The following is a 24,133-nucleotide window of genomic DNA, read 5'->3' as shown; positions in this document are numbered from 1 at the left end:
TATGAAACAACTAATACTTTTAGCCTTTATTCTATTAGCCGGTACTTTGGGTTATAGTCAGCAACTTACCTATCAACCAAAGAACCCTAATTTTGGTGGTGAAACCTTCAACTACCAATGGCTTTTAAGCTCTGCTAATGCCCAAAATTCGTTTACCGATCCCAATGACGATAGCGATCGCTTTGGCAGACAATCAGAACTTGAACAATTTGCAAGCAACCTCAACAGACAGCTTTTAAGTCAAATTTCCCGCGGTTTATTTGCCTCTCAAATAGGAGAAGGGCTCGAAGCGGGCACCTACAATTTTGGTTCTCTTGCTCTTGAGGTATATGAGTCTCAGGAAGGACTGGTGATTAATATTTTAGATACCAATACCGGGGAGCAAACCCAAATCATTGTACCAAATCAATAATATGATGAATTTAAAAAGAGTCGTTACACATATTGCATGTGGGCTTTTGTTTGCTTCCTGCGGAGCTTACTTTAACCAGCCGGTAGTAAATGAGCAAGCGCGCATAGGAGAAACATCGGGTTTTAGCACAAAACTTGTTGAATTTCCAGAGCCGGCAGAGCCTATAGTTGCGGGTGTTTACAACTTTAAAGATCAGACCGGGCAGTACAAAAATGTAGAGAATGGTAGCACATTTAGCACAGCAGTTTCTCAGGGTGCAACTACAATGCTTATCAAGGCTTTGGAAGATTCAAAATGGTTTACGCCTATTGAGCGCGAAAATCTTGGGAATCTTCTAAACGAGCGAAATATCATTAGATCTACCCGGGATGAGTATAGAAAAAACAGTAACCCTAACCAACCCAACCTTCCACCCTTATTGTATGCCGGAGTATTACTGGAAGGGGGTATCATAAGTTATGATTCTAATATTATAACAGGCGGTTTGGGAGCCAGATATTTTGGAGTTGGTGGTTCTACGCAATACCGTCAAGACAGGATCACGGTTTATTTAAGGGCAGTATCTACCTCAAGCGGGAAGATTCTTAAAACCGTATATATTTCTAAAACCATACTATCTCAGGCAATTGATGCCAGTTTATTTAGATACGTAAACTTTCAGCGATTACTGGAAGTTGAAACCGGGTACACTAAAAATGAACCGGTTCAACTGGCAATGAAAGAGGCAATTGAGAAGGCGGTACACGCCCTAATCATAGAAGGAATAAAAGATAGATTATGGTCGACAAAATCGGGTAACGACCTTAACGATAAATTGGTACAGGAGTATTTAGAGGAAAAAAAACAAGAAGAATCAACCCGTCTTTATGAGCGCGAATTTTTCGATCAAACCTTTAAAAATGCAATGAGTATTGATTTAGGAGGGGCTCTTTATAAGGGAGACTATGGTGCCGGAAATTTTGCCCCGCTCATACGCTTAGGGTATAATACCTCACTGACTGATTTTATGTCTTTAGGCTTAAAAGGCGGACTCTTTAAACTTGAAAGTGAATCTTCTTTTGAAGATACTTTTGGGCATTTGGATTTAAATCTGGAATTCAACTTACTGAAGAATGACCGTTTTGCACCATTTGTATATGCAGGAGGCGGTATAATTATAGGCTTCGGTGATGGCGCTAATTTAGGTTTGGATGAAGAACAAACAGATGGAAAATTTCAATACGGTTTCGGGATAAATTATAATGTTAGTCCAAAAATAAGTTTAAGATTATGGGGTGAGCACAATATTCCTTTTACAGACCTGATAGATGGTGTGGAAAGCGGTAAATACACCGATTTTTATTACAATTTTGGACTGGGCTTGCAGTACCATTTCAATTTTAGTTCGAAATCAAAAACCACAGATAAACCTTTAGAAAATAATGGGGATGAAAATTAAATACGCTGTTTTTTATTGTATGTTGCTTTTGGTTATCTCCTGTAATGAAGATCCAATTAGTGAGTTTGGCACGGGTACGATCACGGGTAAGGTGGTAACTGAAGGAGAAAATCTGCCACTTGAAAATGTAAAGATTAGTTCAAACCCGGTTTCCAATACGGTTTTTACAGATAGCGATGGTAATTTTACTATTACTGATGTTGAAGAAGGTCAATATTCAGTTCAGGCAGAATTAGACGGTTATATAACTGCATTTGAGGCATCTCAGGTCGAAGAGGGCAGGGTTAATAATATTGTATTTGAGCTTGAAGTAAGTACTGTTAATAATCAATCCCCTCTGGCTCCAGAATTGATAAGTCCGGCAGATACTAGTAAAGACGTGGCGACTGAGGTTACTTTTCTGTGGACCTCCGGGGCCAATGATGACGATGATCTTAATTACATTTTAGAATTGCGTAACGTTAATGAGAATACCCTGGAGCGCTACGAGAATATAACAGATACAACCTTTACCATTTCAGACCTTTCTAGAGGAACCTCATATGTTTGGCAGATCACCGTTTCTGATGCGATTAACCAACCGGTGAGAAGTGAGAACTTTCAATTTTCAACTCTTGGGTATAGTTCAAAAGATTTTCATTTTACGCGTATTGTTAATTCGAATGCACAAATCATTTCTTCTAATGAAAATGGTTCAGAGCAAATACCACTTACGGCATCCAGTCAAAATAGTTTTAGACCCAGAAAGAATTCAGAAATTGGGAAAATTGCATTTCTAAGAACAGTAGGAGGGAACACGCATCTTTTTACAATGAATCTAGATGGTTCAGGCCAACGGCAATTAACTCAGGATGTACCTGTAAATGGATTTAGAATAAGTGACCTTGATTTTACCTGGGCCCAGAACGGCAGTAAACTATATTATCCTCATTTTGACAAATTGTACAGTATCAATTTTGATGGTTCCGGAAGAACGCAGATATATAAAACCGAAGATGGTTCCTTTATTAGTGAGGTAGCGGCTACAGACTTCGATGACAACCTGATTGTTTTGAAAACAAATGATAACCGGGGTTATGATGCTAAAATATTTACAGTGAATCTTAGTTCGCAAACCGTGGGAGATATTATCCTGCAAAATCAATCTGGTGCTGCGGGAGGACTTGATATTGATGCTAATGCGAGCAGGGTGATTTTTACCAGAGATACATCAGGATCAGAAAACGATAGTTATAGGATTTTTAGTAGCAGGATATATGTTTACGATTTAAACACCAAAGGCACCACTCAGGTAGTTACTAATACGCCTGCCGGTAAGAATGACCTGGATCCTAGTTTTTCGCCTTCTGAAGGTAGTGTTATTTTTACAAGAGTTTCAAATAATACAACAGCTATTCCCGAAGTACATAGGGTGGAATTTGCCTCCTCAAGTACAAACCCTGTACAATTATTATTCACAAACGCATCTATGCCAGACTGGGAGTAATAACCGTTTGCAATACATTTTAAAAACGTCCTGAAATTTCAGGACGTTTTTATTGGCGCCGCCGTAGGGTGAAATGTCCTGAGGCTTGTTGTGAATTTGAAATTTTGTTTCTAACCATTTCCTTGAAGGCTTGCCCCGAGGTAGTTTACTTCTTACTTTTGCAGAATAGCCACAAAAAATGAGTGAAGAGATTTCAAAACGCTATGCCCAGAGGGGTGTATCTGCCGGTAAAGAAGAAGTTCATAAAGCCATAAAAAACGTTGATAAAGGTTTATTCCCTAAGGCATTTTGTAAAATAGTACCCGATTATTTAACCGGCAGTGACGAGCATTGTCTCGTTATGCACGCTGACGGAGCCGGTACAAAATCTTCGCTTGCTTATATGTACTGGAAAGAAACCGGTGATCTTTCAGTCTGGAAAGGTATTGCTCAGGATGCTTTGATTATGAATGTAGATGACCTGCTATGCGTGGGAGCTACCGATAATATCCTGCTTTCATCTACAATAGGAAGAAATAAAAACCTCATTACCGGCGACGTCATTTCGGCGATAATTAATGGTACCGAAGAGCTCATAGCTGATCTCGCAAAACACGGAGTTACGATAAAAAGTACCGGAGGTGAGACCGCAGATGTTGGAGATCTGGTGCGTACTATAATCGTAGACTCTACGGTAACAGCCCGAATGAAAAAGGCAGATGTTATTGACAATGCAAAAATAAAGTTGGGTGACCTTATCGTAGGCCTTGCAAGCTACGGGCAGGCCAGTTATGAGACCCAATATAATGGAGGTATGGGAAGCAACGGTCTTACCTCTGCACGTCACGATGTTTTTAGTAAATATCTGGCTAAAAACTACCCCGAAAGTTTTGATGCTTCAGTGCCTGATGATCTGGTGTACAGTGGTTCGAAGAAGCTCACCGATGCAGTTGAGAATAGCCCTTTAGATGCCGGGAAGTTGGTTTTGTCGCCTACACGCACCTATGCGCCGGTGATTAAAAAAATTCTTCAGGATGTTGACCGAAGCATGCTGCACGGAATGATTCACTGTAGCGGAGGAGCACAAACTAAAATTTTACATTTTGTTGATAATCTCCATATTGTGAAAGATAATATGTTTGAGTTGCCACCCCTTTTCAAACTTATTCAGGAAGAAAGTAATACAGATTGGCGCGAAATGTATCAGGTGTTTAATATGGGGCATCGTATGGAACTCTACGTAGATCCCAAACTTGCAGATCAAATAATTAGAATTTCAGAATCATTTAACATACCTGCACAAATAATTGGCCGGGTAGAGGCGTCTGAAGAGAAGCGTTTAACAATTAAAAGTACCTTTGGAACGTTTACATATTAGAATCTTATAATACGCCTATTTTGAAGCAGTTATCTTTTTGTTTAGTTCTTTGTTTTTTTGTTCTTTCCGGCGCAAATTATGCGCAGCACATAACCTTCCCCTTACCCGTAAAAAAAAGTGTGGTTAAGCAGTTGAAGGATCGTTTTATTGAAAAAGAAGAGACCAATTGGGTCAAAAAAAATCAGGCAGGAGTAGATCTTAGCGAGGTTGCTTTTGTGAACTGGAACTCCGGTGGTACCAATTCTTTTTCCGGTCTCGCAGAAGTAAAGATCGAGCGTAATTACGCCGATGTACAAACCAAGTGGCGCAATAGATTTGTAGGGCGTTACGGTATTAACAGTCAGGAAGGGCGGGAAATCAGAAAAACCGATGATCAGCTGGAGGTAACTTCAGACTTTGGATACCGCCGCGATACGATTTCCAACTGGTATTACTCGGCAAAATTTAGATTTGCTTCTCAATTTACTAACGGGTATAAATATCCTGATAATAAGACACCCATCTCTCAGTTCATGGCTCCGGGCTATGTATTTTTGGGGATAGGGAGTGAATATGGTAAGCGTATAGACAATCTTTCGGTTTATGCTTCCCCTCTTACGTATAAGTCTACCATCGTCTTAGACCAGGTATTGGCCAATACCGGTTCGTTTGGTGTTGAACCTGCTGTGCGTGATGCCGACGGTAATATCATCAAGGAAGGAGAAAATTTTAATAGTGAACTGGGTATTTTACTGCAAAGCATCTGGAAAGCACGGCTGATGGAAAATATTAACTTCACAAACTCAATAAATCTTTATACAGATTATCTCAATAGCTTTGGAAACATTGATGTAGATTGGGAACTTAATTTAAACTTCAAGGTAAACAGTTTTGTTCTCGCCAAATTGGGTTCACACTTACGCTATGACAATGACATTAAAATTACCGAGACTAATGTTGATGGTGACGAAATGGTCATGGGTGCGCGTGTACAGTGGAAACAGCAACTAGGAATAGGTGTTATTGTTGATTTTTAAAAAAGTGATTGAATTTTAAAACTCTTTTTGTACTTTTTGCGTAAGTATTTAATGAATGTACCCCCATCATAATTAATTAAACACTTTAATGCAGGCTAACAAATCTAAAGTTGAGTTATTTTTTCCGGCATTTCTTGCCGTTGTTTTACTCTTAAATCTTGGAGTTATTGCTTTTTATGATCTGGAAACGAGTAGGTTAATTCGACTTGTTAGTATTTTTTCGTTTTTGCTGTATTATGTTGTAGCGAAAAAAATTCTTAATATCTGGACAATTACAGCATTACTGGTATTACTTATTCGGGATATTTTCTTTCAATTCTACGAACAAGGATGGGGTTACAAGTTTTATCTCATTTTTGGAACATTGTTTTATTTAACGATAGTTCTGGAAAGGCTTCCAAAGGTTTCTCAGATAAAATTTAATCCCGGGGTTGTTTTGGTAACCGGTCTTCTGGTAGCGGCAAATACTTATGTGTTGTATATAATCATGAATATGCAAATGGTTACCTACACCTTTCACGATAGTCTCGAGCCCATACTCTTCTATATTTACGGTGCTGCTATGATGGTACTAGGCGTTCAGGCTATATCTTACAACAATAAATACAACAGCAACAGGTCGCTAATGTATATTTTTTTCGCCTTTGGCTTTATCTTCTCAGATATTGCGGCCTTGTTTGCATATTATTTTGAATTTGATGTTTTTTATTTCTTTGACAGATTTTTCTTTATAAGTGCTACAGCACTAATTGTAAAATATGGCCTTAATTACGAAAGTGTAAAAGAGGAATATTATCAATATGAAATGATTGATAAAAAGCTTTGAGCCGTTTATCTAAACCCACGTTAAATACCTTTTAGAAATTAGAATGAAAAATTTATTAGGCATTGGTTCGCGCATTAAGCACGCTGATTATGGTGACGGAGTAGTCACCAATGTTACTTCAAAGCATTACTGGGTCACCTTTATAGAGAATGGTCTTGAAACACTAGATTTAGATGCAGATTTTGAGGTGATTGAAGCCGTTGAGGATGAGGTAGACACGATTAGTTTTTATGAAGTAGAACGCACCCTGAGAGAGATGCTCAAGCAATATTCAGATATTTCAGAGATTGTTCCTATTGCCGACAAATATAAAGGCGGCACACTTATTCTGAGTCCGGCAGATTCTAGTCTTTCCCAAAAAGAAATACCTATTGATACGTTTTTCCATAAAATAGTTATGGTACGGGATCGCATTCGGGTAATGGAGCAGAAAATCAATTCCAGCGCCAATCTTGACGACCAGGAGAAAATAGACCTTCAGCAATACATAACCCGTATTTACGGGAGTTTGACCACCTTTAATGTGCTGTTTAAAAACAGTTCGCAAAACTTTAAAGGGGAGGGTAAAAGCAAGTAAATAGCCCTTTTTACTTAAATCATTTCGTATCAAGCCTGAAAACTTCCTTCAGCCTGTTCTCAACCGGAGAATGATCCGGGTGGGTATTCATGATGTCAGCCATATAATTCCACCATTTCTTAACCACAGGATGTTCGGGTAAGGATGCTGTGGTGTGACCGGCCATCAATTTCTGAAATGCAAATAAAGTACCCGTTTGCTCATGAAGGTAGATGTAATACTCTTCGATACCTGATTCTGCAAGCAGCTCCTGTAATTCGGGCCAGATTGCATCGTGTCTGCGCTTGTATTCTTCCTCAAAACCCGGTTTAAGTTGCATGGTAAAGGCGTGTGTGATCATAATTTACTATTCTAATGTTCTTTATTAACTCGTAAGTAATCCCTGCTAAATTCCTTTTTAAGTAGTGACAGGAGTTGATCGAACCTGTGTTTATCGCTCTGCGAAAGGTCATTCGTTTCGGCAGGATCATTTTCTATATTGAATAACTCGTAATCGGGGCCGGATTTTAAATGCCGGGTACGTATTAATTTAAAAGGAGGAACAATAACAGACTCCTGTAAATGACCACGTGTGTAGATAGGAGTGAGCCGTTCTACTTTCTTTGGTTTAAGTAAGTAATCTATAAGCTCTCCCTCTACTGAAGCCGGAATATTTTCGGCTTTAGCCCAATTCAAAAATGTGGGCATCCAGTCTGTAATACCCACAAAATTATCAGATGTACCACCGGGTATATTTTGGGGCCAAACAAGTAATGCCGGTACTCTTGTGGCGCCTTCATAATTAGTTGTTTTAAAATCGCGCAGGGGTTCATTACTACCTAATCTAAGATTGGGTTCAAATTTACCTGAATATTGAGTAGTAGGTATCCATTGTTCCTGAGCGCCGTTATCACTAAAAAACAGAATGACCGTGTTTTTATTAAGCTCATTGTCCCCCAATGTTTTAAGAATACGGCCTATGCCGGCATCCATATGCGACATAGCTGCTGCATAGGCACGCCTCGAAGGGTCTTCAATACTTTTATAGTTTTGCAACCAGAATTCGGTCTCCTGTAACGGAATGTGCGGAGCGCTGTAGGCTACTTGCATATAAAAGGGTGTGGATGCTTTGTGCTGATTTATATAGTTTACAGCTGCCCGGGTAATTAAATCGGTAACGTGGCCTTTTTCCTTTAGGAACGTTCCGTTCCTGTGCCAAGTGCTGTCTCCGTTCTTGTAGGTGTGTTCGTATTGATCTAATTGACCGTGTAAAAACCCGTAGGAATAATCAAAGCCGTAAGCTTTAGGTCCATTTTCCGGTTGTAGACCTAAATGCCATTTTCCCAATAAAACGGTATTGTAATTGAGTTTTTTTAATGCCTGCGGAAGTGTTAAAATGCTGTCGGGTAATTTAAGCTCACTTTTATCACTTATAGGTGCGACAATACCCATTCTGCTGGCGGGTCTTCCGGTGAGAAATGCCGCACGAGCAGGGGAGCAGGTTGGGTAGGTATAAAACCGGTTGAGAATGAGGCCTTCTTTAGCCAGGCTATCTAAGGTAGGTGTTTGTATTTCTGAACCATGAAAACCGAAATCATCCCATCCTGCGTCGTCTGCAATGATGACCAGAAAATTTGGAACTTCCTGTTTTGTTGCCTTTTTTTCTACTTGATTTTTGACATCTTCACATCCCGATGCAGTTGCAAAAAATAATGCCAAGGCTGTTAACCTTAGCATTATTCTAAAATTTGACCTGAATATAAACACTTAAAATTTATTTATTCCTCTTCATTCCATACAAATGGCAGATACCAGTTTTCGCGAACCATCAGTTTAGTTCTAACGGCACCTGCCTGGGAGCTGCCTTCGGCATTTAATTTCTCGTAGATGCGATCAGCCAGAAATGAAGGGTCATTTCTGCGTAAAGCAATACGAACCAAATCTCCCCAGCGGTTACCTTCGTAGGCGAGCTCTAATGCTGCTTCCTCAATCAGGTTGTTCTCAATAGAGATGACACTGTCTCCTAAAACTTCGGCGCGCTCTACATAAGCCCGGCCGCGTATCCCTCCGTTTCTGTGCCAGTCTGCTCGAAACCTTGGGAAGTCACCATTACGTGCGTCAAAATTATAAGGAAAAGGTTGAAAGGTCTGTTCAATATCGGTTTTGTCTGTTACCCCGGGCACAGTATATTCACTTTGTATACCAAAGTTTAAAAGAGCATCTGCTATACGGCTTTGGTTATCGCGGTTTGCTGCTTCAGCATAGCGTAAATGTAATTTTGCGGCTCTGTATAAAAACCAGTCTCCGTCGGTTTGAAACAGGTCTATAGGCGACTGAGAAACAGGATCTAAAAATTTATAAATATATTTCATGATCACTTCATCGCCGTCAATGATGTTATAGGTAAACCGCTTTCCTCGGGCATCATAAGGAAAACCATTACGTTGATTTTGATCTTCCCAAAGATCAATAGCACGTTGAGAAGGTTTAACCAAATACTCACCGCCACGGTTTGAAAAAAGATCAATAAATGGATTTTTAGGAGCGAAGTTGCTGTCAAAGGGTAAAGACCAGATCCATTCAGTGTTCCACAAAACGTCGCGGTCTCTGGCAAATATAGACCTCCAGCCCTGCACATTATTATCGATTAGAGCCAGCCGATCCTGTTCTCTAAAACGCAGGTAACCTACTGCCAAATCGTTATTTGTAGCAACCTCCGCAAATTTTATCCGGTACGTATCAAAACGATCAGAGTCATTGCCACTCATCGTTCCGGTTTCCATTACATTCTTATAGTGTATGGCGGCTTGCGTATAGTTATTGTCCCAAAGGTGTAAATCTCCCAGAAGACACTCTTTGTTGATAAAGAATTTTGCAGTGTCATATCCATCTACACTTATAACAAGCGAACTGTCTGAAGAGTAGGGACTGGTATAAGCCAAACCTTCAGTAAAGGCTACCAGTTCGTCGATCAATTCTTCAAATGGAATTCGTTCATACTTCGATGCATCTCTAACGTCATCAAGGTTTTCTATGGGTTCTGTAATATAGGGAACAGAACCATAGTGAATTCCCAGTTGAAGATAAATCCATGATCGCAGGGTACCTATGTCTGCGTAACGCTGATTGTATTCCGTTTGGGTAAACTTTTTCTCAGCCAGCATAATGTCAAAGTTTTTAAGGTTGTCATTGCAATTCTGGATGACCTCATAAAAATCCTTGGGGTTAGCAAACCGGTTATCTGTAGTGACCGAATGTTCAGAAAGGGCGATCATTTCAGGGTCAGAATTACGTGTCGTAGCCATTAAATCTGCCCGTAATTCATTAAGCAAAACATATTTTTCGGCCAGTTGCATAAACTTGCCATAAGTTCCTATTATTGCCGCATCGGCATCAAATACATCCCTGTAAACCTGGTCTGAATTTAATTGATCCTGTGGTTCTACATCTAAATATTCCTGACAGGAGGTAAAGCTCAGGAGTATGGCGAGTACTGCGAGTAAAAGTGTATTTCTGTTCGTAATTATGAAGGTTTTCATAGGTGTAGCGCTTAATGATTTTAATTGAATTACAGTCCCAGACGTAAGCCCAACTGCATCGTGGTAAATTGCGGCATTAAACCAAGATCAGCACCCTGGCCAAAAATAGAGCTGGTCGCACTAAATTCGGGATCGTATCCCAGATAGTTAGTAAAGGTCAACAGGTTGTTTGCAGTGGCATAAACCTGAACTGCTTTTATGTACTGAAGCTGAGTAGGAATGTCATAAGATAGCATTAGTGTTTTAAGTCTTAGATACGAACCGTCTTCAATCCAACGGTCTGAAAACGATGCATTGCCCAGCGGGTCACCCCAGGCTGCTCTTGGTATATCGGTTTGTTGTCCCTCGGCAACCCATCTGTTAAGCACAGCTATGCTTTGATTTTCATATCCGCTCATTTTTTCCAGATTGTATCTAACTCCGTTATAAAGGTCATTGCCTACCGAAAAATAGAACAGGGCAGAAAGGCTGAGTCTTTTGTATTTGAATCGGGTATTAAGACTTCCGGTCAAATCGGGGTTGGGATTGCCTATTACGGTACGGTCGCGATCGTCTATAATCTTGTCTCCATTAAGGTCTTCAAAACGTATATCTCCACCCTCAAATGCCAGTAGGTTCCCATTGCCCAAAGGTCTGCTAAGACCATCAGCATTGGCTTCGGCAGTAGTCGAGTAAACGCCCTTTGTTTTATAACCGTAAAACAGATTAGCATCCTGCCCTTCATGTGTGATGTAAGTAGCACCTCCAAAGGTTGTAATTATTGGATCGCCCGGTAGGCTGGTTACTTCGTTAACATAACGGGAAAGATTAAGTCCAAAATCAAAACCAAAATCAGAGGTTTGAATCAACCTGCCATTTAAACTTAGGTCGTAACCTTGTGTTTTCATCGTTCCGCTATTGGTGACGATGTAATCAAAACCGGTAGTGGTGGTGGTTGACTCATAGGTTATCATATCTGAAGTTTTATTTTGATAGACATCTAAAGAGGCATTGAAGCGGTCTTTAAACATCGAAAGGTCGAGTCCCAGGTTGAGTTTTGAAACCGTTTCCCATTTCAACTCAGGATTACCAATATTTCCACGTACCAAACCCTGTACTCCTAAAAGATTTTGAGATATATAGAGTTGTTGAGCCGTAAAATTGCCGATGTCATCATTACCGCTTACCCCATAGCTGGCACGCAGTTTAAGTAAATTAATGGCTTCGGCATTTCTCATAAAGCTTTCTGAAGAAAGCAACCACGCTCCTGACACAGAGCCTAGTGCCGAGTAATAAGAGTCACCTAAAGCAAAACCACCCTGTTGAATCTCATCTCCAAAACGACTCGAACCATCAACCGCAGCATTCAGCGTTAAATAGTACTTGTTGAGGTAGTTGTAATCTACATTAAAATAACCGTTAATCCAGTTCCACTCTCCCAGAGAGCCCCCTACAAAGCGCAGTAAATTACTGCCTGAACCTACACTGGTAAAATCATCTGTCGCAGAGTTATATCCCAGTCCCAGGTCGCTTTCTGAATTATTGCTCTGACTGCGAAAGCCCAGGCGGAAGTCAAAAAAGTTTTTCTGTCCCAGTTGCTTACTGTATTTAAGATATGTATCGGTATAAATGGAATAGAGTCTTTGAACCTCGCTACCACTTCGGTTGTTTGCTATTGCGGTGGGTAATGTTATATCTGCTACTCCAAAATCAGGAATGAAAAATGTTTCACGCTCTTTATTTAATGTGATTCCTAAAATACTATTCAGACTAAAATTAGGATTGAATACATAATTGAAATGCAGATCACCGAAGAACCGGTAATTTTTATTTACTCCCAGGCCGTTCTCCAGTATAGCTACCGGGTTACTAACCCCAAAAATATCTACATCTGCCAGATTAGGTGAGAATTGGCCATTTGCGTCTATAGCATTAACTGCAACAAATGGCGATTTTGTAAGAGCCAGATATAAAGGACTTGTTTTATAGGCCAGGCCCTGATCTCTCAAGTTTTCGGTATTGTGTATAAAAGATAGATTGGCATCTACAGTAAGTTTTTCAGTCAATCTGAGAGAGGCATTAAGTCGTGTGCTGTAACGTTCCATACTCGAGTAAGAGGTAATGCCTTCATTATTAAGGTAACCTACAGAAAGACCGTATTTTGCTATATCATCACCTCCCTTAATTCTTAGAAAGTAGTTTTGATTGGAAGTAGTTCTAAAAACCTGGTCCTGCCATTTGGTATTGTTGTTATACACAAAGAAATCCCCATTTGCACGATTGTCACTCAACCAGGGCTGGTTTGCGATTTGCGCTTGACTATCGCCCCTTGAGGCGACTAGCTGAGTCAAATAGGTACGGTATTGGCCCGCTCTCATAACCGGTAATGCATCGGGTTGCTGATTCATTCCGCCATACATCGTAAAATCAATCTTAGTAGTTAGCTCGTTGGGTCGGGTAGTGGTGATGATTATAACTCCATTAGCTCCTTTTGTTCCGTAAAGCGATGAGCCATCTTTAAGGACCGTTACATCTTCAATGTCTTTAACTTCTAGCATAGATAGCGGTGAAGAGGAATTGTACTGTATAATACCGGAGCCATAGTCTTCATCGTCATAAATCATCCCGTCTACAACAATAAGTGGCTTGTTTGTCGCATATAGTGAATTGAAACCTCTTAGGTTTAAATAGGATCCAGAACCGGGGACACCAGATTTTCTTACGCTGTTAAGACCGGCCACGCGACCTTGCAGAAAGTCTCCAACAGACTCGTTTACAGGGTTGCCCCACTGTAGGGCCTCAAAGTCTACCACACCGGCAGCTTGTGTATTTGAGTATTGCAATTTTTCACCGGATGGAAGCTGAGCAAGTTCATAAAACTGCGAGTAATGCGCTTCAAAGAGCATAATCTCCAGGTTAGTTTCCCGATTATTTACCGGAAACACTTTGGTCTGATAATCCTGACCACTTACTGTAAGCAATGCGTTGAGGTCCGGAGTTTTTATGGTGAAGCTTCCGTCTTCATTGGTAATAGCGGCAGAAAAATTTTCAACTGCAATGTTGATTCCACTTATACCTTTACCGGTTTTTGCATCTTTCACGAAGCCTTTTACCTCCATACTTTCTTTATTCTGCACAGCGGTAGAATCAGCAGAATCCTGAGCATAAAGCCCCGCATGCAATGCAACGCAAAAAAGCAGGCTAAGAAAACAGGTTAGTTGTAATTTTTTGAGCATAACTATTGGTTTAAAAGACTTTATTTAATTACAGGAACTAGTTTTAAATAATCAAGAGTAAGGGTATTAACTCCATCTGCAGCAGAATTGGCGGCCTGTAGCGCCACAAGCAGCGCCGATCTTCCCTGCCGATCAATGAAAAACTCACCGATATAAACTTCTTCATAGGTGTTAGGCTCTACATTGGTATACGGCAACTCCGCAAAAGGCTGTTGTAAAGAGCCGTCTGTTGGTGAAATAAATCCTCCAAAACTCACCCGTTGCTGAAAGGTGTTTGTCTGAATGTCATTAATCGCCCTCCAGTAAACTTTATAGGTAGTAGTATACAGGTTGCTAGCGGTATAGTAGATTGTAAACCGCGGAACCCGATGATTTTGAACCATAATATCAAAGAATACATTTCCCTGAGGATCTGCTTTTTCCCGGTAAAACGTATTGGCGCGCTTGTCAGACTGGCTAAAGCCAAATGGATTTTCGCCCTGAATAGTGGTGGTAAGCAACCTTGTTTCTAAAGGAACCTCAAGTTTACTCATCACGTAAACCACTCCGTTACTCAGTTGAATTTCTTCGGCAATGGTAGCTTCGGTAAGCGGGACTTTGACTCCGAACCTAGAAACCAGGGTATCCGGGAGGTTTTCACGCGCGATGGCTTTATGGAATGCTAAATCCCTTGTGGTGAAGTAATTAGTGTATACTGTAGTAGTATCTTCACTCGGCCAATTCATATAGGGTCTTAGTCTATCGGTCTCCTCACTGAAACTTTCATTATCTAACAGAAAAAAGGTGTATTTGTTTTTTTCGTTGTTGAGGTTATAGACATTGGTGAAATAGGAATTGCTAAGCGAATCTGCCTGCATACCGGGTATAGCATTAGCTTTTGCTACCGAGTCTCTGGTGTAGAGGTTAAATTCATTAAGCTCCAGTAAATAAGCACTCATATCACTGGTAGCAGCACGTTCTTTAATAAATTCCCAGATATTTTTTCGGGGAGCAAGATCTTTATCTATAATGTGGAATAAACCATTAGATGTATAATTATCTGCATCTGTAATCCGGGCATCTGCAACTCGTGAGCCATCTATAAAGTCCAGGTACTTGTCTGAAAGCATTTGAATAACTACCGTGTCTTGTTGCGTTACTGAAGAGAATGCAGTCAGCGCAATATGATTGGCCACAAATTGCTTCCTGGCCTGAGCTGTACTTAGTGCATCGGCGCTAACAGCGGCAACAGCTTCATTGGAAGGGGCAAACACAGTATAGGTTTTAGACCCCGCTAAAACCCGATCGTAACCTGTTTCTGCAAGCAATTTTCCAAATTCTGAAGTTTGCGCGTTTTGAGAAATAGCCTCACTCAAATTGAGCGTGAGATTAGGATCATTCACTCCCGCGTGGTCTTCCCAGGGTTCTGAGCACGAAACCAGGCCCAATAGCAGCAAACCAAGACCGAGATAGTTTTTATTCAATTTTATAGATATCATCCTTAAGGGATTAAATGTTTAACAGATTAAATTATTGGTAGATAAGGCCATCACCTCCGGCTTCAAATTTGGGATAGAGTTGATCCATGTCTATAGGTCTGAATTCAATTACGTCAATCCAGGTGTTACCGTTGCTACTATCCTGAATTGCTTCAAGAGTAATTTTATGTCTGCCTGTGGTTTCTACATTGATAATACCTACCAGACGGCAGTTAAAACGGTTTGTATAAGGCTCGATATGGCGTTTGTAACCCTGGGACTCGAGTACACGCTCCGGTAGATCGGTATTACCACCTTCTCTAAAGTTTATGAGTCTGGGTAGGGCCACACCATCAAAGCGCACTTCGGTAGCAGCAGATGATCGTCCATTAGAGCGATAAGATACCCATACCTTGTACTGCCCTTTTATTATTACGGGAGTATCAAAGGTAATAGGATCAAGAAACCCGTTTCTAAACCGAACCATATCTATAACATCCCCGTGCCAGGCCTGACTTAAAAAGGCACCATCACCTATGGCGGCAGCTACATAGCCAAGAGATTGACTGTCCGGCCAGTCAACCAGGCTGAGTTCTTCTTTCTTAAGGTAGACACTGTTTCCAGGTACTCTAAATACTGAACTTAGCTGTCTGAATTCAGGCTGGTCTGCCACATCAAAATAAACAGGTGCCGGCAATCTCTTTTTGATGAAAAAGTTTTCATTTACCAAATGTACTACACCATTAGAAGCTGTTATGTCGCTTTGTGGTCTATTGACAACCACCCCTTTTTCTAAAACGCCATTAAAGGTTTCTTCGTTTAATAAAAGCGTGTCAACAGCTAATTTCACGGTTATTACTTCAAGAGGAGCTTTTGTTGTTACAGCAGGTGTTACCGCCAGATCAGCCATGTAATTAAGTCCGGGTAAGATGCGATAGGCCACAAACAGGTTAAGACTGTCTGCAGGATTAGTAGGATCGTTTAGATGACTGTAGCGTGCTTTCAGATCTTCTAAATTATCCAGACCTGCTTCTGCAAATACTTCATTTTTTTGAGCCAAAACCGTAAGATAGCTTGGGATGCTGTCTGAGTTATAAGTTACCGGTTGATCAAGTTTTTCAAACCATCCGGTAGCTTTTGCAGCTTCTGTAAATAACGAAAGTGACGGGTCTGCTTCGAGGGTTTCGGCTAGGGTTTGGTCTGCTACCCGTAATACTTTATCCAAAACGTGAATTAAACCATTACCAACCTCAATATTAGAAGCTATTATTCGGGCATCTTTGTTTACGGTAATATTAGAGGTACCATTAGCATTTCTGGCGCCGGTAATCAAAAATTGTCCCTGTAAACTTGGAGTAGCAATTTTACCATCGGTAAAGGTTGTGGTATTGATTACCTGATCTAAAATGTGCAGTTTCGCCAGTTCCTGTAAATCTTCTAAGGGTATTTCGGAGAGGCTGCTAACTCCCAGATCTGCCATGTAAGCTGCTACAGCTTCGTTATTGGGTAGAAACAGGGTATAGGTACCATACGTATTCATAAATGAATCGTAACCTGTAATTTTTAGAATCTCCAGAAAATCAGAATATTCATCATTAGCCCTTAAAAATTCAGTAATGTTCAACGTTTCGTCTGTAGACTCCTTGTATTTTTCATCTGTACAGTTATAGACCAGACCGGCTATCGCAACAATTAAGATAAGCCTCAATAAATACGGAAATGATTGTGTTTTTTTCATAGCTAAAGTCTATTTGTAAAATGGGTTCTGTACCAATGCTTTATTGGTTATAAGTTCGTTTTCGCTGATAGGAAGGTAATGGCTGTTGGGGTCCTGCAGTTTTGCAGTAATAATTTGTTGTTGATTTGCCGGTGCACTTCTCAACGCGATACCGATAAGAATATCAATGTTCGCGTAGTTTTCTTTGCGGGCATTGCGCAATACATCAAACCAGTGTTTGCCTTCAAATGCCAGTTCACGGGCGCGTTCAGCAAGTATGTAAAGTCGTATGCCACTTTTATTATCTGCCCCAAGTTGCTGGGCCGTTTGCTGAATAGCTTCCCGCTCTTCGCGTATCTCACTTACAATATCTAAAGCTTCTGCACCCCTGTTCAATTCGTTAAGAGCTTCTGCCTTCATTAGCAAAACATCAGCATATCTATACACAAACCAATGGGTGTCTGATTCCTGTAGATTTTTACGAATGTTGGTACTTAAACCGGTGAATTTATAGATTTCGTTAGTTCCCGGAACCAGAGATGCGCGCTCACCACGAATGTCCTTGTTTTCAGGATCGTCAAAATCTACCCCAAAAACCTGTTCTAAAACCGTAGGCGCTGCCAGGTACTGGGGTCTTTGTAAAAAGATGCCGTAATAGGGGTTTAGATTTTGTGTGGTATACTGAAACTCAAAGATACTTTCTGAAGAATTCCCCTCAGCAAACACGGTATTAAACCACTGTGTTCTGCTGCTTACCAGTGAAAATTTACCGGTGTTGATAACCTTGTTGGCTGCATTGAGAGCTTCGTTATAATTTTCGGTCCAAAGGTACACGTCTGCCTGCATCGCATTTATAGCTGCTTTTGTAATGCGCCCCTTGTTTTCAGGAGTAGTGGAATATTCTTCAACACCCAGACGTTCTGCTCTCTGAAGATCTTCGATCACCTGAGCAAATACTTCATCCTGCGAGGATGCGGGAATCTGAAAATTCTCCTTATCTGAAAGTGTGGCATTTAATTTTAAAGGCACATCCTTAAAGGTACGTGCCAGGGTGAAGTAGAGATAGGCCCTAATCGCAAGTACTTCAGACAGGTTATTGTTTAATTGAACCTCGGTAAAGGTAGGGTCTAGTTCTAAAACATCTGGCGCCAGATCGATGACCGTGTTACAATAGTTGATGATTCGGTAAAAAACAGACCAGTCTGCAACAGAGTTTGAAGGTAGAATGTTTGTAGTAAGCACGTCGCGCTGATCATCTAGAGCAAAGGGTCCGGGGCTTACCATGCCACCGCGTAGTTCCCCGTACATAAAGAGATGTTCAGAAAGGGTTAGGCCGCGTTCTGATGGTGGGTTATTCAGTAAGGAAGAATACACGCCAATTACTGCAGCCTGTACATCTTCTTTAGTTTGCCAAAATTCTTCCCGTACGGTACCGTCTTCAGGTTTGAGGTCCAGATAATTGTCGCATGACTGCGCAATAATGGTCAGGACGAATACTAATGGATATAAAATTCTTTTGTTCATATCAAGCTGTATTAAAATCGGGTTTGAATACCTAATGTAAATCTGCGTGTAGGCGGAGTACGTGAGTAATCTATTGCAATACCAAAAGGATCACCACCGCGCATACTCACTTCAGGATCCTGGCCACGGTAATTGGTAAAGGTGAAAAGGTTGTCTGCAGTAAAAAACACACGCAGGTCATCCATTTTAAATTTCTTGAGGAAGCCTTTGTCAAAACTGTAACTGAAGGTTGCAGATCGCAATCTTAGAAAAGATGCGTCTTCTACATAACGGTCAGACCCCAGCCAGTTATATCCACCTCTAAAAATTGCACGTGGGATATTTGTTACATCACCCGGATTGCGCCATCTTGATAACACAGCAGTACTTTGATTGTCATAGCTGTATAGGTTTGTGGTTAGCATGTCTGTACCGTTAATGATGTCGTAATTGAGGCGGTAGGTAAAGAAGAGTATAAATTTAAATTGGTTGTTTAGGGTTACTGTAGGTCCAAAACCGCCTATAAATTTTGGGTTACTGTTTCCTAAATACACAACATCACGGCTGTCAATATTTCCGTCTTTATTGATGTCTTCATAAATAGCATCACCGGGTTGAAAGGTATAATCGATAGCCGGGTAGTTAAAGCGCATAAAAACTTCTTGTCCGTTAGGTCCTGTGATCACATTACCATCTGCATCCCGGGCTCGTGTCGCATCCAGGTCTGCATAAACTCCTTTGAAACGATAGCCGTAAAAGGAACCAAACGGATTGTCAATTTGCAGAAATCTTTTATACTCGCCATTACGGTCAACAAAACCCTGCTCACTTGGGAAAAACTCTGAGATCTCACGAATGACGTTCTGATTGCGTGAAATATTGAAATTGAATTCAACTTTCCACTTATCAGACTTATATGGCGTTGTGTAAAGGCCAATTTACCAACCCTGATTGTCAATGGTACCCACGTTTTGATCTGATACGCTGCCATAACCTGAAACTGAAGAGATAGCCAGATTTTCGAAGAGCAGATTGGTGGTACGGTTTTGATAAATATCTACATCAAGCTGAATTTTTTTGTCAAAAAGCTGAAGGTTTAAGCCCAGGTTTTTACCGGTAAGGGTTTCAGAACGTAAATTATCAAGCTGTATATTTTGTGGATATACACCATTTTGACCCAGATACTCAGCATCAAAGTTTCCGTAGATGTTGAAAAAACGGTAATCGTATCTGGGCGTTCCTCCAGATTGACCGTAGCTTGCTCTAAGACTCAGGTCATCAATAAAATCTAAACCATCCATAAAGGATTCTCCGGAAACCCTCCATCGCGTTGATACAGAAGGGAAAAGTGAATAGCGGTTGTCTGCGCTGAATTTAGAATTACCATCTGCCCGAAGACCTACGTTGACAATATAACGGTCGAGCAGGCTGTATTGGGCACTAACCAACCCGGCGACACTTCTGGCCTGGCTGTTATTGGTGTACAATCTCAGGTCAGAATTTTGAGTTCTTGACGGAACCGATGGGTCTGTAAGTAAAGAGGACGCAGTATTCGCAGTTAAAGCCTGGTGTGACTCATACCTGAAATCATTGGTTTGTAAACTCATCAGAGCCTGCAGACTTTGGTCTTTGCCTAAATCGGGGGTGTATATAATGTTAGTTTTTGAGGTGATGCTGGCAATGTCAACATCGGCGTCTGAAGCCTGATTGACCACTGTTTCGGTAAAGGGGCGGCCGGTGGCGTTTTGTGGTAAGAAAGCTTTTGCCTTGGTACTGTTGAAGTCGAACTGAATGTCAAATGTGGAAATTAATCGTTTAGGTATGAGGTCTACCTGAAGATTAAAGTGAGGTACAATGCGATCACCTACCTGAGTATTACTTGCATATTCTGCAAGAGCTACCGGGTTATAGGTGCCGGGATAGGCACCTTGAATATTTATAGCTGGTGAAAAATAATTAGGAGTAAGGTCGCCCACATCGTCGTATTCATAAATACTCATGTTTGGCATCTTGGTATAGGCAACACTTCTAAGTCTGTCGCGATCTGAAGTGCCAAAGGTATTTACATAATTACGTTCGGTATTGGTGTGCGTGTAGGCAATATCTGTTCTAAACCGAATACGGTCTGATACGATATAGTCTAGGTTTAATCTTCCATTAATACGTTCAAAACCGGTTCCTTTTGTAACCCCTTTAGAATCGTAGTAGCCTACAGAAGTAAAATAGCGGGCTTTTTCGCCACCTCCCTGTAGTGAAAGCACATGCTCCCCCGTAAGGCCGGTTTGTGAAATGGCCTCAACCCAGTCTGTGTTATTTCCGTAATTTTTAAACCAGTACACTTCCTGCGGATCGTACTGAAACTCCTTTACGGTAAGGGTATTTAGAGGTACCCCATCCCGGTTCATCACCGCTTCAGGTATCAATTGAGAATATTGATCACCACTAAGCATGGGGATGGTATTGGGAAGCTGCATGTACGTACCGGTAAAATTGTATCCAATTTTAGGTTTACCTACTGCACCGCGCTTGGTATTGATTACCAAAACACCACCTGCAGCCCGTGATCCCCACATGGCTGTCGCTGCGGCATCTTTTAAAATGGTAATGCTTTCAATATCTGAAGGTGCAATGTTCAGTAAAGCGGCATAGCCCTGCTGATCTGCAGTACCAAAATTGAAATCCTGAGGGATTGAAGTTTCATAGGGCATACCATCAACGACGATAAGCGGGTCTGAAGAGCCGGAAATTGATGAGGTACCTCGTATACGAATCTGCATTCCGGCACCGGGATCACCTGAGTTTGCAACGATATCAACCCCGGGAACCCTACCCTGAAGCGCCTCGTCTATAGAAGCAGCCTGGGTGTTTTCAACCTCACTGGCTTTTACGGTCACATTACTGGTTGTCTGGTTGCGTTCGGCAATGTTAAGCAAACCGCTTTCTACCTGTTTTTCTACGGAAATCATTACGGCGTCAAGTTCATCAACAGAAGGAGTTAGACTCACATTGTAAGAAGCCTTTCCGGTTAAGGGAATGGTTTGCGAAGTATAACCCAGGGTTGAAAATACCAGTTTGTTATTAGGATTCTTGATGCGCATCGCAAAGTTTCCGTCAAAGTCTGAAATAGCTCCGTTTACGGTTCGGTTTTCGGCGTCCTGCTCGGCAATGGTAGCTCCGGGAATGGGTTGACCATTACTGGAGTCTGTAATGGTTCCCCGCACTACCAGGTCAGATCCCTGAGCCTGAAGCGAAAAGTTACCGACGAGTAATACGGTCAATAAGAAACAATAAAGAATATGGGTAGTTTTTTGCTTCATCTTATTCTGTATATAAAAGATAGTTGTCAACAAGGTGAATTAAGCTTCGGTCAGCAAGGTTGTTGCTAAAAGCCGGAATGTAATTGGCGATTCGGTCTGCAGAATCGGTAAAGAAAAGATCCTCTGGAGCGCTGCTCACATCTACATAGGTTTTTTCGCCCAGACCATCACGCAGTAAGGTTTCGGTAAGACCATTAATCAAACCATCATCTGAGGCGGTGCGTGTGGCAAGAATGTGATAGCGTATAAAATCTGCCACAATATCTTTTTGACCCTGTGGACCAGGGTTAAAGTTGGGTACGCCGGTGTTAGGATCTCCGGGTAGTCTGCCATCTCGTACAGCCTGCACGATAGCCGCATTATTAGGGATCACAAACGTGTAAGAGGTTCCCAGTTCAATACCATCTATTGCTCCAGAATTTCGATCGTAAATTATCGAGTTATTGAGGTAATTGTAAAAGTTTGCAAATTCTGAGCCGGGCTCCTGAGCCAGAAGTTGTAAATCGCGTCCCTGATTTTCTTCACTAAATTCTAGAATGTGATCTATATAATAGGTGCGGCCATTACGCTGGTCTTCGCTTCCTAAAATAGTGACCCGTTGACCAGAGACTTCATTACCGGCGGCAAACACCTGGCCGTTTTCCCATTTAATGTATTCTCCGGGAAGGTCAAAATCTCCTGAGCGTATGATTCCGGAACCGGAAAGGTCATCCAATTCGCCATTGGGGGTTGGCACAATACCATTGTAAAGCACTCGTAAAAGTCTGGATCGGGCGATATTTGCAGGCAGCACATTTCCTGTGGCGGGATCGGTATAGGTATAGGAAGAAGTAGGTATATCGTAACCAAAACCTAAATCGGCCAGCACTTCATCAGAGGGCAAAAACAAGGTGTATTGACTCGAAAGATTACTGATGATTTCACGAAAACCTGAACCGTCATTAAATAAACGGGTCGCCAGTGTAAATTCAGGATCCAGATAAGCAGAAGTGTACACACTAAAGAACAGGTTAGATTCCTGTACTACCGTCGTGCCGTAAAAGAAGCCGTTGCTCAATACCTCTGCTTCGCGCACTTCACTGTTAAGATCTATACGTATTTCTTCGCCCAGCTCATTATTATAGCTAGCCAGCAGCGATGGCCATACCGCGCTTTGCACCATATGTGCATTTATAAAATCTTCATAAACGTATTTAGGAAGCTGTTGTAGTGAAGCGTAGTTTTTAAGTAAAATGTTATCTACAAATTGTTGTAAGGCTGCATTTTCAGGTACAAAAAGGGTATAGGCTTCAGCCTGGCCATCATTGTCTTCTTCCTTTAAGTAATTTTCATTATTCGGAGAAAAGGAGAGTGCTGCATCATAAACTTTTACATAAACAGGATCACTATTTCGGGTAAAGTTTTGGTAAGTTGTAGTGGCGTCCTGGTCAAATATATATTGCACAAGATTGTTTTCCAGAAAACTTCTAAAGAGTGAGTAATTGGAGCTTTCCTCCAGCTTTTGATCCAGATTCAATAGGGGAAGGGATACCCGGTCAACCTCATGAATGACTCCGTTTTCAGCAATTATATTGGTTTCCTGGGCTTCAGCGCTTAATACATTAAAACCGGTATAATTTTCTGAAGGAAAGAAGTAATTGTAGTCTGAAGCGCTAAGGCCTGCAGCGCTCATAAAGTCTTCCAGAAAGTAGGTGATGTATTTATTGTTATTATCACCGGGAATGTAGGATTCTCCGCTTAAATTTGTGTTTCTGTTAGAGCCGGCGATAACGATTTCGCTGCCATTAACCATTTTCTTTACAAATCCATCGTAATAAGCAGTACGGCGTCTAAAGGCATTATCTTCTTCCCAGCCTAAACGCGATTGGTAGTCTGATAGGCGGTCGGTGCGAAATGCGTTGTAAATCAGAGCATATCTAACAATTTTTGCAGCCATTACTGAATCTACCATATTTACATTGGCAATACCCTGCTCCTGAAAAAAAGTGGTAAAAGCAGCATCGTTAGGAGCAAGCATCGTCCAGTAACCGGCTTTACTGAGAATGTCTTTATAACCTGCTTTTTCAATTAAGGTGGTTAGGTTGGTGAAATTTCCCTGAGCTTCCAAAGTTTGGTAAATTGGGGGTTCCAGATCAGACGGCCGCTCGTAGTATTCATCAACTTCACTTCTGCTGCACGCTGCGAAAACGATTGCACAAAAAATTAAAAGAATGGTTTTTTTGAGTAAAGTTCGGTTCATGAGTTTTTACTTAAAAATTTAGTTAGTGCCTACTATTTCGATGTAGTAAAACCGT

At 41.2% G+C, this 24,133-nt stretch carries 17 protein-coding genes; 7 read left to right on the top strand and 10 right to left on the bottom strand.

Features of this window, described 5'->3' with window-relative positions; all coding sequences use genetic code 11:
* Nucleotide 1 precedes the first annotated feature (1 nt).
* The 7 genes from LLW17_RS08805 to LLW17_RS08775 all read left to right on the top strand — a co-directional run bounded on the left by LLW17_RS08805 (nucleotide 2) and on the right by LLW17_RS08775 (nucleotide 7,112).
* Nucleotides 2-412 carry a curli assembly protein CsgF gene (locus tag LLW17_RS08805; RefSeq protein WP_228229886.1) on the top strand — a complete coding sequence of 137 codons (411 nt, stop codon included), beginning with the start codon at nucleotides 2-4 and terminating at the stop codon, nucleotides 410-412.
* 1 nt (nucleotide 413) lies between these two features.
* Entirely contained in the window at nucleotides 414-1,850 is a 1,437-nt protein-coding gene (locus LLW17_RS08800; protein WP_350355203.1) for a CsgG/HfaB family protein, read from the top strand.
* Nucleotides 1,840-3,336, top strand: a complete 1,497-nt coding sequence (locus LLW17_RS08795) for a carboxypeptidase regulatory-like domain-containing protein (RefSeq protein WP_228229885.1) — start codon at nucleotides 1,840-1,842, stop codon at nucleotides 3,334-3,336. Before LLW17_RS08800 ends, LLW17_RS08795 begins: the two co-directional genes overlap by 11 nt.
* Nucleotides 3,337-3,514: 178 nt before the next feature.
* The gene (locus LLW17_RS08790; RefSeq protein ID WP_228229884.1) at nucleotides 3,515-4,693 is read left to right on the top strand and encodes an AIR synthase related protein; all 1,179 of its coding nucleotides are present in this window, start codon (nucleotides 3,515-3,517) and stop codon (nucleotides 4,691-4,693) included.
* Nucleotides 4,694-4,713: 20 nt separating this feature from the next.
* Complete coding sequence (locus LLW17_RS08785) at nucleotides 4,714-5,709, top strand: DUF3078 domain-containing protein (RefSeq protein ID WP_228229883.1); 996 nt, start codon at nucleotides 4,714-4,716, stop codon at nucleotides 5,707-5,709.
* 88 nt (nucleotides 5,710-5,797) lie between these two features.
* Complete coding sequence (locus LLW17_RS08780) at nucleotides 5,798-6,535, top strand: hypothetical protein (protein ID WP_228229882.1); 738 nt, start codon at nucleotides 5,798-5,800, stop codon at nucleotides 6,533-6,535.
* A 43-nt stretch (nucleotides 6,536-6,578) separates the two neighbouring features.
* A complete protein-coding gene (locus tag LLW17_RS08775; RefSeq protein WP_228229881.1) occupies nucleotides 6,579-7,112 on the top strand; it encodes a DUF8685 domain-containing protein in 534 nt (177 codons plus the stop codon).
* Nucleotides 7,113-7,131: 19 nt separating this feature from the next.
* On the opposite strand, the gene rhaM is transcribed toward LLW17_RS08775, so the two are convergent.
* The 10 genes from rhaM to LLW17_RS08725 form a co-directional block, all read right to left on the bottom strand.
* Nucleotides 7,132-7,452 carry an L-rhamnose mutarotase gene (gene rhaM, locus LLW17_RS08770; RefSeq protein ID WP_228229880.1) on the bottom strand — a complete coding sequence of 107 codons (321 nt, stop codon included), beginning with the start codon at nucleotides 7,450-7,452 and terminating at the stop codon, nucleotides 7,132-7,134.
* 11 nt (nucleotides 7,453-7,463) lie between these two features.
* A complete protein-coding gene (locus LLW17_RS08765; RefSeq protein ID WP_228229879.1) occupies nucleotides 7,464-8,810 on the bottom strand; it encodes a sulfatase-like hydrolase/transferase in 1,347 nt (448 codons plus the stop codon).
* Nucleotides 8,811-8,869: 59 nt separating this feature from the next.
* Nucleotides 8,870-10,630, bottom strand: a complete 1,761-nt coding sequence (locus tag LLW17_RS08760; RefSeq protein ID WP_228229878.1) for a RagB/SusD family nutrient uptake outer membrane protein — start codon at nucleotides 10,628-10,630, stop codon at nucleotides 8,870-8,872.
* Nucleotides 10,631-10,659: 29 nt separating this feature from the next.
* Nucleotides 10,660-13,845, bottom strand: coding sequence for a SusC/RagA family TonB-linked outer membrane protein (locus tag LLW17_RS08755; protein ID WP_228229877.1), 3,186 nt, complete (start codon nucleotides 13,843-13,845; stop codon nucleotides 10,660-10,662).
* A 20-nt stretch (nucleotides 13,846-13,865) separates the two neighbouring features.
* Nucleotides 13,866-15,323, bottom strand: a complete 1,458-nt coding sequence (locus tag LLW17_RS08750) for a fasciclin domain-containing protein (protein ID WP_228229876.1) — start codon at nucleotides 15,321-15,323, stop codon at nucleotides 13,866-13,868.
* A 31-nt stretch (nucleotides 15,324-15,354) separates the two neighbouring features.
* Entirely contained in the window at nucleotides 15,355-17,040 is a 1,686-nt protein-coding gene (locus LLW17_RS08745; protein ID WP_228229875.1) for a fasciclin domain-containing protein, read from the bottom strand.
* Between the two features lie 9 nt (nucleotides 17,041-17,049).
* Nucleotides 17,050-18,543, bottom strand: coding sequence for a RagB/SusD family nutrient uptake outer membrane protein (locus tag LLW17_RS08740; RefSeq protein ID WP_228229874.1), 1,494 nt, complete (start codon nucleotides 18,541-18,543; stop codon nucleotides 17,050-17,052).
* A gap of 11 nt (nucleotides 18,544-18,554) precedes the next feature.
* The gene (locus LLW17_RS08735) at nucleotides 18,555-19,175 is read right to left on the bottom strand and encodes a hypothetical protein (protein ID WP_228229873.1); all 621 of its coding nucleotides are present in this window, start codon (nucleotides 19,173-19,175) and stop codon (nucleotides 18,555-18,557) included.
* Nucleotides 19,176-19,460: 285 nt separating this feature from the next.
* Complete coding sequence (locus LLW17_RS08730; protein ID WP_228229872.1) at nucleotides 19,461-21,839, bottom strand: SusC/RagA family TonB-linked outer membrane protein; 2,379 nt, start codon at nucleotides 21,837-21,839, stop codon at nucleotides 19,461-19,463.
* A gap of 1 nt (nucleotide 21,840) precedes the next feature.
* On the bottom strand, nucleotides 21,841-24,078 hold the full coding sequence (locus LLW17_RS08725) for a fasciclin domain-containing protein (protein WP_228229871.1): 2,238 nt from the start codon (nucleotides 24,076-24,078) through the stop codon (nucleotides 21,841-21,843).
* Nucleotides 24,079-24,133 lie beyond the last annotated feature (55 nt).

It is taken from the genome of Leeuwenhoekiella parthenopeia (genome assembly GCF_020782115.1).
GTDB lineage: Bacteria > Bacteroidota > Bacteroidia > Flavobacteriales > Flavobacteriaceae > Leeuwenhoekiella > Leeuwenhoekiella parthenopeia.
Note: the sequence above shows the minus strand (reverse complement) of the source record. Positions and strands in the feature narration are given on the sequence as shown.